We start from the raw sequence: 18,183 nt of genomic DNA, 5'->3' as shown, positions 1-18,183 counted from the left end.
TGCATAAAACACCTTAAAAAATGCATACATTACCATTGCATATCTCTCATTTCGTTCGTAGAATCCACACACTGAAAACATGCAGTCATTCTGTCTACTTTTTTTATGGCTTCTAGTTAAACTAATTATTGTAATGGCATTTTAACGTCATTTTAACTTTTGATTTCTGAACGTTCAGGATTTACTTTGAAAAATACTTTGAGTCTTACCGCTCTAACGGCGCTAGTTCTTAGCTCGATGGTTGGTGCCGGTGTTTTTAGTCTCCCTCAAAATATGGCTGAAGTGGCTAGCCCTCTCGCATTAATAATCGGCTGGTCAATTACTGGTGTGGGCATCCTTTTTTTAGCATTTGCCTTATTGTTGCTTTCTCGTATACGACCTGACCTTGATGGTGGGATATTTACTTACGCCAAAGTCGGCTTTGGGGAATTAATTGGTTTTTGCTCTGCGTGGGGTTATTGGCTATGTGCGGTAGTTGCCAATGTGTCTTATCTTGTTATCGTATTCGCAGCAATCAGTTTTTTTACTGATACCCCTGATAACATCATTTTTGGTGATGGGAACACATGGCAAGCCCTAATCGGAGAATCAATACTTCTCTGGTTTGTTCACTATTTAGTGCTTCGTGGAGTACAAACAGCCGCTGGAATTAATAAACTCGCTACAATGGCAAAATTAGTTCCCCTTGGCTTATTTATTGTATTAGCTTTTTTGGCATTTAGACTTGATATTTTCAATGCAGATTTCAGTGGTATCGAATTTGGCGTTCCTGTTTGGGAGCAAGTCAAAGATACTATGTTGATTACCCTGTGGGTATTTATTGGTATTGAAGGGGCTGTTGTCGTTTCAGCTAGAGCTAAAAACCGCCGTGATGTTGGCTTAGCAACAATTTTTGCTGTCAGTTCCGCCTTAATTATCTATATACTCGTTACCTTACTTTCTCTTGGTATCATGCCTAGAGCAGAACTTGCAGAAATAAAAAATCCATCCATGGCTCCTCTCATGATAGATTTAATTGGTTCGAGTGGTGATATTATTATTGCGGCTGGCCTCATTATCTCTGTTTGTGGAGCTTATCTAAGTTGGACCATTATGGCCGCTGAAGTGCCTTATATCGCCGCGCAGTATCAATCATTTCCTAAAATATTCAACAAACTAAATAAAAATGATGCGCCATCCTCTTCTTTATGGCTCACTAATGGTGCTGTGCAACTCTCTTTAGTTCTTATTTGGCTTAGTGGAAGTAATTACAATACATTACTTACTATAGCTTCCGAAATGATTTTAGTCCCCTATTTCCTTGTCGGTGCATTTTTAGTCAAAGTGGCTTTTGAGCGTCATAATAAAGCATTATTTGCGGTTGGAGCTATTGCTAGCCTTTATGGTTTATGGCTGATTTATGCTTCAGGGTTAATTAATTTACTATTATCCGTTGTTTTGTATGCCCCTGGTATTTTGGTATTTTTCTATGCTCGTCAGCAACAAACCAACCAAGTACCATTAAAGATGATTGAAAAAATCATGGCTTATGCAATTGCTATCGCTGCTATTCCAGCACTCTATTATTTAGTTGTTTAGCTTTGTACCAAAGGGCTTAATTTTGATACGTAAATTTAAGCCCTATTTACTGTAATTTCCTATTTTCCACACACTCAAAACCTCAAGATCTCAATACTTCAATACTTCAATAATCTTCTAGTATTAATCCCCTATTACCATTTCACTTCCCTTATACTGGTGAAAATTACTGTTGTACGATCTCAGATGCTTATATTTTTACAATCTATTTGTATGTTGTAACTAAAAATCCTAAACTGACTAAAAAAGGAAAAGCGCTTCACATAAATAATATGTGAAGCGTCAACGAGTAAAATAATCATTCTTACAGTTGTTGAGACAAGTGCTCCATCGTCTGTATGATCCGCTTATCCGATATTGGGTACGGAGTTCCCAATTGTTGGGCAAACAAGCTGACACGCAGTTCTTCAATCATCCAACGAATTTCTTGCACTTCTGGCATATTTCGCTGAACTGGAGATAACTTAGCTAACCATTGTTGCCACATATTCTGAACATGCTCTACCTTACTCAGTTGTGCACGATCTCGGTTAGGATCAATAGCCAGTTTTTCTAATCGCCGCTCTACCCCATTTAAATAACGAAGGATATCAGGTAAGCGTTTCCAACCATGAGTGGTCACAAAGCCTTTAAACACGAGATTCGACATTTGTGTTTTTATATCCGATAATGCTATTGCCATCGAAAAATCGACCCGCCCTTTTAGACGTTTATTGATAGCAAACACCGCTGTTAATATTTGTTCAACTTGCTTAGCAATATTAACAACCACATCATTTAATTCTGCTCGTGCAAACTCTTTCAATTTTTCAAACTGCACTTCATTCCAAACTGCACCACCAAAATTAGCAATTAATTGGTCAACACCACAAGCAATACAGTCATCAATTAACTCTAACACCTTGCCATAAGGGTTAAAATACAAACCTAATTTTGATTTGTTTGGTAGTTTTTCATGCAAATACTTAATTGGCGATGGAATATTTAACAGCAACAATCGACGCACGCCGGCCCACATTGCTTGCTGTTGTTCCAGCTCTGTTTCAAATACCTTGATACCTACGCTATTTCTCTCATCAACTAATGCAGGATAAGCTTTAACGGAATATCCGCCTCTTTTTTGTTCATAACGTTGAGGTAATTCGCCAAAACTCCAAATATGTAACCCGTGTTGCTCAATACCGTCATCCACAACTTCAGATAACGTTTCTTGCACTTTTTCTTTTAAGCTATTTTTTAGCTCATCAAGATTTTGCCCTTCCGCAACGGTTTTATTTTTGTCGCCTACAACACGATACGTCATTTTTAAATGGGCTGGAAGCTGCGCTAGTTGCCATGATCCGCGTTCAACAGTAACACCCGTCATACGGCGTAATTCACGTTCAAGTTTATCCAGTACACTGCCTTCAGGCTCTGGCACTCGCTCTAAAAATGCAGAAGCATAATTAGGTGCAGGGACAAAATTTCGTCTAATTGGTTTAGGTAATGATTTAATTAAAGCAACGATTAGCTCATGACGCAGCCCAGGAACTTGCCAATCAAAGCCAATATTCTGAACCTGATTTAATACAGCAAGAGGTATATGTACCGTCACACCATCAGCATCAGTTCCAGGTTCAAATTGGTAACTCAACCGAAATTTTAAATCCCCTTGATGCCAATAGTTAGGATAATCAAGTGCCGAAACATTACTGGCGTCCTCCTTAATCAGCATGCTCTTTTCAAAGCTTAACAAGTCAGATTGTTGCTTAGATGCCGTTTTCCACCAATTATCAAAATGACGGGAGGAAATCACATCATTCGGGATCCGTTGGTCATAAAATGCAAATAATGTTTCATCATCAACTAAAATATCACGCCGACGTGATTTATGCTCCAAATCTTCAACTTCAGATAATAACTTCAGATTTTCTTTAAAGAATGCGTGACGAGTAACCCAATCCCCTTCAACTAATGCATGACGAATAAACAATTCACGGCACAGTAATGGGTCAACATTCCCATAATTAACCTGCCTTGATGCAACAATAGGTAGCCCATATAGCGTCACTTTTTCTGATGCCATTACCGCACCTTCAGATTTTGACCAATGAGGTTCACTATAACTATGTTTAGTTAAATGTTCAGCTAAGGGTTCAACCCACTCAACATCGATGGATGCGGCAATTCTTCCCCATAATTTCGATGTCTCAACAAGTTCCGCTACCATTGCCCATTTGGGTGGTTTTTTAAATAGACCCGACCCTGGAAAAATAGTAAAACGTGCATTCCTAGCCCCAGTGAACTCGTGTTTATCCGCGTCTTTTTGGCCAATATGTGAAAGCAAACCAGCCAATAGCGAAACATGAATACTCCGAAAATCAGCCTCAGAGCTATTAATGGCAAAACCTTGTTCTTTCACCACTTGTCTCAATTGGGTATACAAATCTTGCCATTCTCGAATACGTAAGTAATTTAGAAAATCTTGGCGACACATTTTTCTAAATTGGGCGTTAGAAAGCTGCGTTTGTTGTTCTTTTAAATAATCCCAAAGGTTTAAAAAGGCTAAGAAGTCTGATTGTTTATCATGGAAACGCCGATGTTTTTCATCAGCAGCTTGCTGTTTTTCTAACGGTCTCTCTCTCGGGTCTTGAATTGATAATGCAGAAACAATCACCATTGTTTCACGTACTGCACCATGTTTACGAGCTTCAATCACCATCCGAGCGAGCCTTGGGTCAACAGGAAGCTGGGCTAGTTGCCTACCTGTATCCGTTAATTGATAGCCTTTATCCGCCTGTTTGTGGGACTTAATTGCACCTAGCTCTTCCAGTAATTTCACACCATCTTGGATGTTACGTTTATCTGGAGCCTCCACAAATGGAAATGCAGAGATATCACCAAGACCAATAGAAGTCATTTGTAATATAACTGATGCCAAATTCGTCCGTAAAATTTCAGGATCCGTGAATTCTGGACGTGATAGAAAGTCATCTTCTGAGTATAAACGAATACAAATTCCATCAGAAACACGGCCACAGCGCCCTTTACGTTGGTTAGCTGAAGCCTGAGAGATAGCTTCAACAGGAAGGCGTTGCACTTTTGTTCGGTAACTATAACGACTAATTCGCGCATAACCGGTATCAATGACATATTTGATACCTGGTACAGTTAATGATGTTTCTGCTACGTTTGTTGCAAGAATGATCCGCCGCCCCCCATGAGGATGGAAGATGCGATTTTGCTCACTATTAGAGAGCCTTGCGAAAAGAGGTAAAATTTCAGTGTGACGTAAAGAAAGTTTTGATAACGCATCAGCAGTATCACGGATCTCCCGCTCACCACTCATAAAAATCAATATATCGCCATTACCTTCAACCGACAGTTCATTTACCGCATCTATGATCCCATCAATTTGGTCACGGTCACTATCGTTTTGCTCTCCAATAATAGGGCGATAACGAACTTCAACGGGATAAGTTCGCCCAGATACTTCAACAATCGGAGCGTGACTAAAGTGCTTCGAAAAACGCTCAGGGTCAATGGTTGCCGATGTAATAATCACTTTTAAATCAGGACGTCTCGGTAATAATTGACGTAAGTAACCTAAAATAAAGTCGATATTAAGGCTTCTTTCGTGAGCCTCATCGATAATAATAGTGTCATATTGCAACAGCAATTTGTCATTTTGTAATTCTGCAAGCAAGATACCATCAGTCATCAATTTGACTTGAGTCGTTTCACTCACTTGGTCACTAAAACGGACTTTATAACCAACATTTGAACCTAATTCACATTCAAGCTCTTGAGCAAGACGTGTTGCGACTGAGCGTGCAGCTAACCGTCTTGGTTGAGTATGCCCAATAAACCCTAGAACCCCTCTGCCAAGTTCCAGGCAAATTTTTGGGATCTGCGTTGTTTTACCTGACCCAGTTTCACCTGCAATAATAACAACTTGATGCTTTTTAATGGCATCTAAAATAACGTCTTTTTTCTGGCTAACCGGTAAATTATCTGGATACACAATTTTAGGTGAGTTTAATCGTTTAAGTTCAACTCTTTGTTTGGCTTTCTCAATATCTATTTTAATAGCGTCAAGTACCGCAGAGCGCGATTTTTCGTTCTGGATCTTTGCAATACCTTGCACTCTTTTTTTCAGTAACCATTGGTCACGTAATGAAGTTTGTCCAATATCAGCGGTTAATGCTGTCAGTATGGATTTCACCTGTTAAATCCTTATCTTTAATAAGTTTCAATGCACGCTAGCCAATCCACTTCGCAATTTGTGAGGGCTAAATTTTGTTTTTATTTTTAATTGTTGTTATCACATGAAAATACCATCAATTTTTTTGAAGAAGGCTATCTAATTTTTTTCCTATCAATCAGTTACACCTCACGTATCATTACCAATAAAATTTCACCTAAACATAGAGGAACACATGAGTAAAGTATTACTATTGAAATCAAGTATTCTGGCTGACTATTCACAAAGCAATAAAATGGCAGATTACTTTATTCAACAATGGCAGGAAAAACACTCAGCAGATACAGTAACTGTACGAGATTTAGTCAAAGAACCAATTCCAGCGATTGACGGTGAAATTTTAGCAGCTTTTGGCCCAAGTGACACGAAAACAGAACAACAACAAGCACATTTGGACCTGTCAAATACGTTAATTGAGGAAATTAAAGCTCACGATATAATTGTTATTGCAGCCCCAATGTATAACTTTACGATTTCTTCCCACTTAAAACATTACTTCGACTTTATCGCTCGCTCAGGCCACACGTTTAAATATACAGAACAAGGTTCTGTCGGCTTATTAAAAGACAAACGTGCCTATATATTAACGAGCCGAGGCGGTATCTACAAAGACACACCAACAGACACCATGGTGCCTTATTTAACACTATTTCTAAATTTCATTGGTATTACCGACGTTGAGTTTATTTTTGCTGAAGGCACGTCGTTAGGCCAAGAGTCAGTCGAACGAGCGCATCAACAAGCACAAAGCCATATCAATACAATTATCGCTTAAGATCTAGACTTTCTAAGTAATATATTATTAAGATCCAAAACTACCATTGTTATATTTTGCGCACTTTCTGAGTGCGCTTTTTATTTCTTTTGTAGCCATTGACCATTAATTCCACGTACAAATTCCCCAGAGTTCGCCCTTTCTACGAGCTTCTGTCCTGCTATCCTTGCAACGTCATTAGTTTTTAGGTTATTTTTTGCAGCAATTTCGCTATATCTTTTTTCCCGTTCTTGGTTTATTTGCGCTGCTAGCTTGGTGGCCTCCTGATTATTTGTATTAATTGGAGCTAAATACCCTGACAATGTTTCCCCCAATAGGCCTGTTTCTTTGGCTTCATCCACTGTAATTGCTACAGCCTGAAAAGTAGTCAATAATGAACATAGCGCTAGTACTTTGATAATTCGACTCATTTGGGATTTACCTCTCCGAACAAATCACTATTTTCTTTTAATAATTCTTCTACTTGCCTATCCGCTTTTATTTGGATTTCATGTTCAATTTTTACGTTCATATTAATATTGATGGGCTTATCCGGTGTTGCGACCTCAACTCGTAAGCAAGCTGATAACAATAACGCAATCGATATAGCTGTAGTAAATTTTAATATTTTCACGTTCATTCTTATGCTCATTATAAATTTTTTTCCAACCACTCTTCTAAGGAGCTACCAAATCGTAAACTACGCCATAATTGAAAGATATTTTCTTCATGTTGATAATGCAAATGAACTTCACGTTTTTTCTTTTCTTGCGTGTTATACCCTTCAAGGATTGTTTTCATATTTAACAACCCTAAGTTTGTAACATTAACGTCTGTACGGCTGCGTTTTATTTCCAAATATTGTAGCCACCCCATAGCGGAACCCGCAGATATATTATCCTCTCGGATGGAATCAACAAATTGAGTATCTAACCGTAACGTTAATGGCCCACTATTTTCTAACCACCCATCTTTAACTATCCACTCTGGATTATTTAAATAAAAAGGTAACTCACCATTAACTTTACCTGAAACAGCAAATTGTGACACTTTTAATATGGTAAATAACTGACTAAGTTCAATCTGTTTTAATTTTATCGAGGAGGCATGGGTTTGTGGCCAGCGCAGTAAATCCATCGATACCTCACCCCCTAAGGTTTTAAAGCCCACATTAGTCAGTTTTAACGGCATATTTTCCGTTGGTGGATATGAGCCAGAAAGATCGGCTTTAATATCCGTCAATTCAAATAAATTATTGAGCTGTTTAATACGTAACTCAACGGGCGCCTTCCCCCCTAAAGTCCAAGTACTTTGTTTTAAACGCCATGGTAAAACAAAGTCTAATCCTGATAACTCACCATCTTTTAACCAAAGGCTAGTATTTTCTACACGCCAGTGTCCTCCTGCAATAAAACCATCTTCTGGTGTTATTGAGAATGCAGCTTGAGAAAATAATTTTCCTTGTTTTAATTCAATTCCAAGATCAGCAGGAATTAATGTTTGAAAAGCCGTGACTGACTGTTCAGGCCAACGCGCTTCCCCTCTTAATCTTTCACCGTCCCAGCGCCCAAATATGACGATTGGCCCGACATCTTTAGTGCTTAAATCACCTTTAAGTTGAAATTCAGCGGGAGATTTTCCACTAAGATCCGCATCTAATGTAATTTTTGGTAGATAACTTTCAGTACCAAATTGCATTCGTTCACTGGTAAGCTGTAATTGTCCATTAAAATTGGCTTTATTCTGATCACGTTGCCAAACTAATGGCTTACTTAGTTGTAAACGCGGAGCCCTCATCGATAAGAGCCCATATTGTATTTGGTCAAACCCTGTATTTAAGCTATTTAATGTGATTAAAGTGTCCTGCCAACTCCCATTACCCTTAATATCCCAATTAGCCGATAATGACGGCAAGTTGGCATTTCCCCAATAATTCCAAAACCATTTTCCTTTATCCAAGGTGAATTTATTAGCTTTACCATCCAAATGAATATCAAAATCCCCCCAATATTGCTCTTTAATTTTTAGAATAGCTTGCAAACGCCCTGAAATACCATCTTCACCTAACGATGTCCCCGCGAGTGGTAATCTAACTTCGTTAAGAACCAATGTTTCAGAAAGGCGGCCATAAGCTCTTAATAATGAACTGGATAAAAAAGAAACTTTTGGTGTGGCTAACTGGCCTGAAACCTTGGCTGGTAAATTAATATCCAGCACCATATCATCATATTTAACTTGGCCATGTAACCTAAAGTTAATATCAGCATCGAGTAAATTTATCTGGGTAGATGGCACCGCTAAGACAATATTGGCTTTCCCTTTCTTTGCTTGTGTGAGCATATTAATACGCCCAGAAAATACCATTTCACTTAATGTATTATTCCAGTTATCAACTTGAAGGCTGATACCGCCTTGTAAAGGAATATCTACTTCTTTCCATTGCCACTTCCCTTGCGCTATTTGTATTCTAGAAGGCGATAGTAACCATGGTAAATAAAGCAATTCTTCCTTTGTGTCTGTATCCATGACACTAAAGACGCCTTGGTCATTCAACCAACTGAATTTAGCTTGTAAGAATTTTTCTGGGTTGATTAACTTAAAATAAGCATTCAGCTCGCCTTTTTCTGGAAGCTGATTTGCCATTAAGGGGAGTTGCACATCACCAAATAATTCTATTGTTTGCTTTTGTTCTGGTAGAAATGCTAAAAAATTTTGAATGACTAATTGGTGTTCCCTGTTTATTAAAGATGACAACCTTAAATTGTCGCCGCTAAAATCAAATTCTAGAGGGTTAGCCTGATTTTTACGTAACCAGATACTGCCTTGGTAATCACTCCATGGCTGTATGTTGGCATTATTTATGACTAATGAAAAAACAGGAATATTATCGATAACGTCTGCAATATTAATCGGATCATTATCTGTTTCATTCGTTGGCTCAAGAGCACTCAAACATTCAGTTTTAACATCAAGGCCATCCACAATAGCATGCAAGGGAAAGATTGAAAGCCTTGTGCTATTCAACTGAACTAATGTGCAATCATTTGCTGTTATACTGATATTTGCTATACCCAATTGGCCATGACTAATTCTTGGTTCTGAAAACGACAGTTTAAATGGCTTAGGAAGATAGTATGATGCAACAACAGGAGCCCAATGGGATATCGTTATCCATAAAAGTATTAAGAGAGCAATGCTTCCACCCAAAAAGCAGAGTAATATTCTGAATGCTCTTTTCATTAACTGCATTACTACGTCCCTTGTTTGAATTGTTCTGTAGCGCAAATGATAAATTTCAGCAAAATCGTCTCATTAAACGCGATACTAACAAAGATAAACCACATTCAATCGTAAACAGATACCTATTTTCTTAATTTATAGGTGATTTACAAACTTAATTGTCTTATTCTGAGTTTATATTTTGTAGGTACACCTTTTTACCTACTCTTTTCTAATTGGTTCCTAAAAATTGGAGTCTTTATGATGAAAATTGTTTCTTATAGTACCAAACAGTATGACCGCAAGCATATGGAACAAGTTAATCAAAATTCTGGATTTAATTTTAGTATTGAATATTTTGATTTTCCATTGACGGTTCAGACAGCGAAAAATGCTGTTGGTGCCGACGCTATCTGTATTTTCGTTAACGACGAAGCTAATCGTGCTGTTTTAGAAGAACTTGCCGCACTCAATATTCGAATTTTAGCTTTACGTTGTGCTGGCTTTAACAATGTTGATTTACAAGCAGCTAAAGAATTAGGTATCCAAGTTGTTCGAGTCCCTGCTTATTCTCCTGAAGCCGTTGCAGAACACGCAGTTGGGATGATGCTATGCCTTAATCGCCGGATCCACCGGGCGTACCAGCGCACGCGAGATGCAAATTTCTCTCTCGAGGGATTAACAGGTTTTAATATGCATAACCGCACCGCTGGCATTATCGGTACCGGGAAAATTGGCCAAGCGACACTACGTATTTTAAAGGGCTTTGGAATGCGTTTACTCGCACATGACCCATACCCAAACCAAGCTGTTTTAGATTTGGGTGCTGAATATGTTGACTTAGATACTCTATATGAACAATCAGATATTATTTCTCTTCATTGCCCATTAACACCTGAAAATCATCACCTACTCGATGAAAATGCATTCAAGAAGATGAAAAATGGGGTCATGATCATCAATACAAGTCGAGGTGCGTTAGTCGATTCTGTTGCCGCCATTAATGCACTAAAATCACAAAAAATTGGCGCATTAGGTATGGATGTATATGAAAATGAACGTGATTTATTCTTCGAAGATAAATCTAATGACGTAATACAAGATGATGTTTTTCGTCGACTTTCTTCTTGTCATAATGTGTTATTTACTGGGCATCAAGCGTTTTTAACCGAAGAAGCATTAACAAGTATCAGTCAAACTACGCTAAATAATATCCGTCAAATTAGTTGTGGGGAAACTTGCCCTAATATTGTTAACGCATAGTTGGATCTGGGATTATGAAACGCCTAATTCCACTTACTATTTTGGGTTTATTGCTAGCAGCATGCCAAACTCATCAAGTCAATGCGCGTAATGATGACCAAGCACTTGAAAATAAATTGATGCACCACCGTTTTATTTTAACTGAAGTAAATGGTAAGACGATTAACAGTAAACAGACCGCCCCTTTCCTTGCTTTTGGCGAAAAAATGTTTGTTTCTGCATCAATGTGTAATGATTTCAACGGATTTGGCAATATCAAAAACGCAAAAATTACCGTAAAAAATTTAAGTAGGACTGAACTCGAATGCGTTGATGAAGATTTATCCAAATGGGATTCAATGATAAATCGAGCACTGTCTGAAGGTGCGATAATTTCATTGAAAAACAACAAACTAGTGTTAACTCAAGGCCATTACAAGTTAGTATATACACTACGCGACTACGTCAATTAACGAATACAACCCGCCTCTTTTAGAGGCGGTAAACGTTTGCCAAAAAACACTAAACTGGCAGCTAGATAGACTATTTAGCCTTATCAAATAACAAATTAATATTCGAAGATTTTGCAATTCGTTCCATATAGTTGCGAATGTTTGTGCTAAATGCTAAGTGCTCAACTATGCTCAAACTACGTAAAGTTGGAAAAATAATAAAATCATTAATATCAATGACCTCCCCACGTGTTTCTAGCCACACATCTAATAACGACAGTTGGGGCTCTAATTCAACTAGCAGCGTATGCGTTTCTTTTTTAAGCTCGTTTAAATCACCATAAGATTTTGATGTTCTAGCGATATATGCAGCTCTGGCTTCTGCTGTACTAATTTCAGGGAAATCAGTTTGTGTAAAACGTGGTGTCACAAGCTTATATACCACAGCAGAAACCGCTTTAGACCAAGCCTCTATTTCAGGGGTTATGTTTCCTCCTGCATATTTAGGTTCATTAATGCTATCTACATAATGCACAATATCTAAGCTTTCAGGTAAATAACTCCCATCATCTTTTTGTAGAATAGGCAGCATTTTCCGACCAATCATTTTTGTCGGTGTTTCGATGTCATCATCGAATAACACAATTTGCTCTACCGCTAACTTTTTTAAACCAAAAATCATTCTTGCTCTGACACAAAATGGACAGTGATCATAAATATATAATTTCATTGTTAACCTCGCTAGTTTGGTATTAAAAGCCCAATAGGTTTTATACAGTATACTTCAGTGCCCATATTTATGCTTTATCACGCTTATGAAATTTTGTTTATCACTAAGTAATATAAGTATATTAGAGTGCACAAAATCCCAATCATAAAATATATAACGTGGCACAATATACTCAACAATGACAACATCTGAGAAAAATATGTCGCTAAATTCTATCGCAATTATCCTTTTTGATAATTTTGAAACCCTTGATGTCATGGGGCCTGTTGAAGTATTTGGTAGCTTAAAAGATTGCCAAATTGTATTTATCTCACCTTCAGGAGAGCCCATGCGCAGTTCTCAGGGAGTTACACTTAATACCTTACCTATTCAGACCCCTTGCTATCAATGTATTTTGATACCTGGAGGGCAAGGTACTCGCTCATTATCGAAAAATGATCAGTATATTCAGTGGCTAAAAAAACAAGCCGAGTTTGCAGAGACTGTCATTTCCGTTTGTACTGGCTCCGCACTTCTTGCTCAAACGTCTCTTTTAAATGGCTTTAAAGCTACGACAAATAAGCTATCTTATCAGTGGGTAACTTCTCTTAATAACCAAGTGTTATGGCAACCGAAAGCTAGATGGGTTCATGATAATAAGTTTTATACTTCATCAGGCATTAGTGCAGGTATTGATATGTCATTACAGATTATTTGCGATTTTTATGACCAAAGTATTGCAAGTAATATCGCACTTAAAATGGAATACATATGGAATCAAAATGCTAAACATGATCCATTCTCTAAGTAATCATTTAAGATGATTTAAGATTTTATTTAATATCAATTAAATTGGTATATGATTAATATTATTGATCTGTACCTTTATTTTTAAAAAACGATTATTTAGATTAAATCAGCCAAAACAAAAAATTAACATTTTAAAACGATCCATTAACTTTACCACTATAACACCAGTGTTATAATAGAAATTATAACTAGCTGATTTTAAATCAAAAATTTAACAAAATTGAGAGGCAGAAATAAGATATTAAAAATTAAATTTAAAGACCTCACCGTGGGGAATAATAAATATAGATATTTTTACTTATGTAATTATAATAACCATATCATAAATAATGTTATTATACTGCAAATGAACAAGTTATAAATAGAGATTCTCATCATAATTATGTTCATAAAAACTTTTAAATTCATTTGTTTTTTAATATACTATCTAGCGTAATTTAAATTAAGTGCATTGAATAATAATCTTTCCTATAAATTGAGGATGTCATATGGACATTCATACTATAATTGGTATTAAAATAAAAAACCGGAGAAAAGAACTCGGTCTATCAGGCGCTAATTTAGCTGAGAAATTAAATTTAAGCCAACAACAAATATCACGTTATGAAAATGGTATTAACAAAATTCCAATTAATCATTTAGTTGATATCGCTGAAGCATTAAATTGCCCGATTGAATGGTTTTTTCAAGGTTATACAAGCGGACTAAAAATTGAAAAAAATGATGAATTTGAACAATCAAATAAAGAGCGACAGTATACTGCAGAAAGCATAATCGTTGATTTAAAATGATTTTCCTATAATAATTACGTATTATCATTTTGAATGACAGAATAAAGGTTGAGTCTAAATATGAAATCAACCTTTATTATTGAATAAGATATTTTTAATAATTAATCATATGTAATATCAAAGCGCATTTGAGCATAAACCTCTCCCGGTGTAGTTCTATCTTCATATTGAAAATAACGAGCAGTAAGTTCTATATCGATATCTTTAGTATCATTATTATTTAATGATGCTACATGATATGGACGGCCAAAATTGATTGGGCTTTTATCTTTTCGCTGTATAACTTGAACACCAATTCCTTTTGCTGGGCTATATGTGCTTTGGTTTGCTAAAACACCATTGACTTGAGTACCCGTTGCTTTAATTCCGCTAAAAGTCACATCAATATTAGTTTTTCCTGTAAAACTAGTACCACCACTACATTTCAATTTTATTGTAAAATCTTTTTCACCTGCAGGTTGGTCTCGCGCTGTTAATTGAACTCGTTTTATAGGGTCTAACATTACATTTTGATTTTCACCACTTGTCACTTGGCAGGATGGCGAAACGATAGTAATAGCATTTGCATCTAAATAACTAACTAAGATTGGACTGTTATTAGGTTTATATCCATAAGTAGTATAGATACCACTTGCGAGTGTTCCGGTTCCTGTATATTTAGCCGTTTTTATTATACTTAACGTAAAAGTAGAATCATTTAATGACATTGGGGTAGTATAATATCCCACATCTATAGGAAAAGTACTTGGGTAAGTCATAGAATGCTGCCGACCCGATGAGCGGTGGAATTTTAAACCAATACCTTCAACATTCGTTTGATACACTTTTCCACCAATATCACGTAGGTCAGGCATCACGACTTCAGCCTCAATATTCACCTTTCCACGGCACCAGAGGTAAGTTTGATTGGTATTCATTGTATAATCTTGCGTTTTAATTACACTACCAACCGGGAGGTTAGGATCAACAACTATTTTTCCTAGCCTCATGTCTACTCTATATGCAGGTTGGTTCGTTCTTTCGCAACTATTCCTATTGATACGTTCTGTCCACCAATTGTTTGCAGATACTCCATTTGCGGTAAATAGTAACCCTACCCCAATATACCAAAACCATTGATTTTTTATTGACATAGAACTTCCTTACTATTTCCTGCAGCTAATGAGAATGTACATTGACCTTTATCCCACGTAATAATGGCATTAGTTGCAATTTCACTGCTAATGAACACCATACCACCTTGCCCAACAATACCGATTGACTCACCTTTTTGGTCTGTCACATTAGCGCCAAATGGTAGAGGTTTGTTATTAGGCCTTTTAACGTTATAAATCACATTTTTTTCAATCTTAGTACCAAATTTAACCTTAACAACACTACCTTCATAAGGAACTATTTGTGATGACATATTTTCAAAAATAATATCTTCGGAACTGCCTTTCGGGTCAATTTCGATTTTATTAGTGCGATAAGCCCTTACATAAGGCGCAATAGCGTAACCATGACTATCAATTGTCGTCCCCATCGCCCCTACCACTGATGCACCTTCTGCGCCTTTCGCCTCAATCAATGCAATTGTGGTTGCATTATTCGGCGTTAGCGTTATTCCACCAGAGTGCAAAACTAATGACCCATTTGCGCCTACACCATATTGGCGATAACCTTCACCTTGGCTGTAATTCGCATTTGTATTGGCTGACGATGTACGGTAACTAGTATTAAGACCGATATTTTTCGCACCACCATTTGCAACTGAGGTATTGATACCGTATGTCCAATTGTTATCACGGTCAAACGTACCACTGGTTCCTATTTGGCTACTTCCGAACTTTTCATTATTAAATGTAGTATTTGACGTTAAGGTAGATACCTGATTCTCTCCCCAATAAAGAGGAATACTCAAGTTCACACCGATCCTGTCATCTTTTTTATCATGACTATTTTGTGTATACACCCTCATAAATGACAAACCATATGAAAGGCGATTGATGCTATTGTTGTAACTTAGTTGATATTGTTTTTCTGTTCCTGACTTATCCCAATAACTTGAAATACGCCCCATGAAATAAATTCCACCATAACCTTCAGGTAAATTTTGGTTAATAGTGTAACTGAAACCATTTTTTTCACGCCCTAATGTATCGACAACGCCACGTTTATCGTTATCAATGGCATAAAGTGCATTATTAATATTGTAATAATCTTTCGTAGAATATCGATATGCTGCTAACACAAGGTTTGTGTCTGTTTCTGTGAATAACTTATTAAATGTAAAACGATAACTTTGCCCATAATCTGTACGATGATTAAATACAATACGAGATTGCGTTACATCAATTGCAACCGCACCAATCCCAGTATTAATACCGCTTCCTAACAAATAAGCTTGGTAATCATCAAAAGCAGTGACCCCACCATAAAGAGTAAATGTATTATTAATCCCATGCTGAAGAGTCGCTTGCATAACAAAAGGACGATTTCTTAAATTTTCAGAATCAGATTTACCACCCGCTATTTGGTAACGCGTAAACCCTGGACGTAATAATTGTGCTAACGAAGAATATGGCACACTAAAATTAGTCTCACTACCATCAGCCTCTTTTACTGTAACATTCAAATCATTACCATAGCCGGATGGATAAACATCATTCAAACTAAATGGCCCAGGAGACACGGTTGTTTGATAAATAATATTGCCATTTTGCCGAATCGTCACTAAGGCATTACTTTGAGCGATCCCTCGAATTTCGGGCGCATAAGTTGTCATCCCATCTGGATACATATTGTCATCAGTTGTTAGCTTTACACCTCTCAAGCCAAAACTATCAAATAGGTTACCATCCGTATAAAACTGCCCAACCGTCGCTTTTGATTTTAATGCAGCAATGGGTCGCTGAAGATAGGTTTGATTACTGTTCCAGTCCGACCCCGCAGAGCGCTGCCAACTCAAATTTCCTATATGTTTCAGTAGCCAACCATCATAGCTCAAGCCAGCATTAACGCCTAAATAAGCGCTAGAGCTGTCTGAACCTTGGTTTCCACTGATATGGCTATCATAGTAATTAGCCATATAACCAATATTTAACGCAGGAATTCCTGTTTCCCAAAATTGCGGAGAGACATAACCACGAGAAATTTTTTGTTCATATATTTGCGGTACAGAAATATCTAAACGAAGTGTCGACGTATGAAATATATCTTTAACTTCTTTGTCACTGTTCCACTCATCCAATGGCAGGCAAGTGTCACTGTTTTTATCAATTGATGGATTAAATTTTTCAGTATCAATACCTAAGTTTGAAAGTAACTCTGGGGTGTAACAAACCCCTAATTGTTTATTTTTTTGTTCTTCAAAATTAAGTTCGTAACGCCCTTTCCAATCATTATTCGTGTATACATCAACTGAATACTTTCCTGGGCTAATCCCTGTGGCATTAAAGCGATCTAAGTCAACATTGTCTTTACTTCCCATGATAAAGCCACTGTTGAATTCATAGGTTTCTTCTTCCGCTGATGCATAGAATATGGGAACAATCCATGACGTAATAAAGCAGACTACAGAGAGTGTATTGCTATATTTATTGTTTAACTCTCGCTGTTTCATTATATATTCCTATTTTGCAGTTAGAGTCACCGCAACATCTGAACCATAGTCATTAATATTGTTAACAACAACCTTACTACCTGACTTAATTGCCTGCTTTAATTCAACTAATGTCTGATTTTTGGGTTCTATCAAAACAGTCTTATCTGTGAGGCCTACTTTCCCATCGGTGGATATTTTTGTAACCGTAATATAAAAAGGTGTTGGATTTTCAATAACAATATTCTTACCATTTGTTTTGATAACTAACTGTTCAGGTGCTAATTCTCGGCTACCTAGCCCAACAGGTCGGTAGAAGAACTTAAAACGAGAGCGAATTGCTAGTTGTAAAACATTCTGCATTTCTCCATCTTTGCCTTTTACGGTAGGCGGAATATCGAGAATATTGAGCCACCATAAGCTTTCCCTATCTTGAGGAATTTGCCCTTTATCCATCAACTTTATGCGTAAATTTTGACCACCCTTTGCTTCTACTCGAGAAACAGGAGGGGTAATTTGAAATGGGGTTTTTATCGTATCAGGTGTTTCTGATGCATTACCTGTATCAAGCCAAGCTTGAGCAACCGCTGGACGTTCTGCCGTATTTGAAAGTTGTACTGTGATCTCTTTCTCATCTCCAGGGTAAATAAACCTCGTACCATTAACAATTATATTGTTAGCAAACGAATTAATACTGAAGATAAAGCAACATGCTAATACGATAGCTTTCATTTAAACCTCAAAACATAAAAGCGGCAGTGTTCTACCGCTTATTGCAATAATATCGATTAGTGTTTCACTA

At 37.1% G+C, this 18,183-nt stretch carries 14 protein-coding genes; 6 read left to right on the top strand and 8 right to left on the bottom strand.

The window, feature by feature from the left end; all coding sequences use genetic code 11:
• Positions 1-237 precede the first annotated feature (237 nt).
• Positions 238-1,578 carry a basic amino acid/polyamine antiporter gene (locus tag PR800_RS11045; RefSeq protein WP_395349643.1) on the top strand — a complete coding sequence of 447 codons (1,341 nt, stop codon included), beginning with the start codon at positions 238-240 and terminating at the stop codon, positions 1,576-1,578.
• A 304-nt stretch (positions 1,579-1,882) separates the two neighbouring features.
• Here PR800_RS11045 and hrpA read toward each other — a convergent pair whose 3' ends face one another.
• The gene (hrpA, locus tag PR800_RS11040; protein ID WP_272530809.1) at positions 1,883-5,782 is read right to left on the bottom strand and encodes an ATP-dependent RNA helicase HrpA; all 3,900 of its coding nucleotides are present in this window, start codon (positions 5,780-5,782) and stop codon (positions 1,883-1,885) included.
• A gap of 214 nt (positions 5,783-5,996) precedes the next feature.
• Here hrpA and PR800_RS11035 point away from each other — a divergent pair, with 214 nt between their 5' ends.
• Complete coding sequence (locus tag PR800_RS11035) at positions 5,997-6,596, top strand: FMN-dependent NADH-azoreductase (RefSeq protein WP_166267493.1); 600 nt, start codon at positions 5,997-5,999, stop codon at positions 6,594-6,596.
• A gap of 80 nt (positions 6,597-6,676) precedes the next feature.
• On the opposite strand, the gene PR800_RS11030 is transcribed toward PR800_RS11035, so the two are convergent.
• From PR800_RS11030 to PR800_RS11020, 3 genes are read right to left on the bottom strand one after another with little or no spacing between them, the layout of a single operon-like run.
• Positions 6,677-7,006, bottom strand: a complete 330-nt coding sequence (locus PR800_RS11030; protein ID WP_125894796.1) for a YdbL family protein — start codon at positions 7,004-7,006, stop codon at positions 6,677-6,679.
• A complete protein-coding gene (locus tag PR800_RS11025; protein ID WP_102140371.1) occupies positions 7,003-7,215 on the bottom strand; it encodes a YnbE family lipoprotein in 213 nt (70 codons plus the stop codon). The genes PR800_RS11030 and PR800_RS11025 overlap by 4 nt, the downstream gene beginning before the upstream one ends.
• Positions 7,216-7,226: 11 nt before the next feature.
• Positions 7,227-9,824: a YdbH family protein gene (locus PR800_RS11020; RefSeq protein WP_272530807.1), complete on the bottom strand. Its 2,598-nt coding sequence runs from the start codon at positions 9,822-9,824 to the stop codon at positions 7,227-7,229.
• A gap of 234 nt (positions 9,825-10,058) precedes the next feature.
• Between PR800_RS11020 and PR800_RS11015 the strand changes: the two genes are divergently transcribed.
• Entirely contained in the window at positions 10,059-11,057 is a 999-nt protein-coding gene (locus PR800_RS11015) for a 2-hydroxyacid dehydrogenase (protein WP_102140389.1), read from the top strand.
• Positions 11,058-11,071: 14 nt separating this feature from the next.
• Positions 11,072-11,509 carry an META domain-containing protein gene (locus PR800_RS11010; protein ID WP_102140370.1) on the top strand — a complete coding sequence of 146 codons (438 nt, stop codon included), beginning with the start codon at positions 11,072-11,074 and terminating at the stop codon, positions 11,507-11,509.
• A 70-nt stretch (positions 11,510-11,579) separates the two neighbouring features.
• Here the strand turns inward: PR800_RS11010 and grxB are convergent, their stop codons facing one another.
• Complete coding sequence (gene grxB / locus PR800_RS11005) at positions 11,580-12,218, bottom strand: glutaredoxin 2 (RefSeq protein ID WP_272530805.1); 639 nt, start codon at positions 12,216-12,218, stop codon at positions 11,580-11,582.
• A 199-nt stretch (positions 12,219-12,417) separates the two neighbouring features.
• Here grxB and PR800_RS11000 point away from each other — a divergent pair, with 199 nt between their 5' ends.
• Together PR800_RS11000 and PR800_RS10995 are read left to right on the top strand one after the other, a co-directional pair.
• The gene (locus PR800_RS11000) at positions 12,418-13,008 is read left to right on the top strand and encodes a DJ-1/PfpI family protein (protein WP_166267495.1); all 591 of its coding nucleotides are present in this window, start codon (positions 12,418-12,420) and stop codon (positions 13,006-13,008) included.
• A 487-nt stretch (positions 13,009-13,495) separates the two neighbouring features.
• The gene (locus PR800_RS10995; RefSeq protein WP_102140367.1) at positions 13,496-13,798 is read left to right on the top strand and encodes a helix-turn-helix domain-containing protein; all 303 of its coding nucleotides are present in this window, start codon (positions 13,496-13,498) and stop codon (positions 13,796-13,798) included.
• Between the two features lie 101 nt (positions 13,799-13,899).
• On the opposite strand, the gene PR800_RS10990 is transcribed toward PR800_RS10995, so the two are convergent.
• From PR800_RS10990 to PR800_RS10980, 3 genes are read right to left on the bottom strand one after another with little or no spacing between them, the layout of a single operon-like run.
• A complete protein-coding gene (locus PR800_RS10990; RefSeq protein WP_102140366.1) occupies positions 13,900-14,931 on the bottom strand; it encodes a fimbrial protein in 1,032 nt (343 codons plus the stop codon).
• Positions 14,922-17,402: a fimbria/pilus outer membrane usher protein gene (locus PR800_RS10985; protein ID WP_206277075.1), complete on the bottom strand. Its 2,481-nt coding sequence runs from the start codon at positions 17,400-17,402 to the stop codon at positions 14,922-14,924. The genes PR800_RS10990 and PR800_RS10985 overlap by 10 nt, the downstream gene beginning before the upstream one ends.
• A gap of 9 nt (positions 17,403-17,411) precedes the next feature.
• Positions 17,412-18,113 (bottom strand): fimbrial biogenesis chaperone, encoded by a 702-nt coding sequence (locus PR800_RS10980; protein ID WP_102140365.1) that lies wholly within the window; start codon positions 18,111-18,113, stop codon positions 17,412-17,414.
• Positions 18,114-18,183: the final 70 nt, after the last annotated feature.

This window comes from Providencia sp. PROV205, assembly GCF_028479505.1.
Lineage (GTDB): Bacteria > Pseudomonadota > Gammaproteobacteria > Enterobacterales > Enterobacteriaceae > Providencia > Providencia huaxiensis.
The sequence above is the reverse complement of the archived record's forward strand: the minus strand, read 5'-3'. Positions and strand labels throughout refer to the sequence as shown.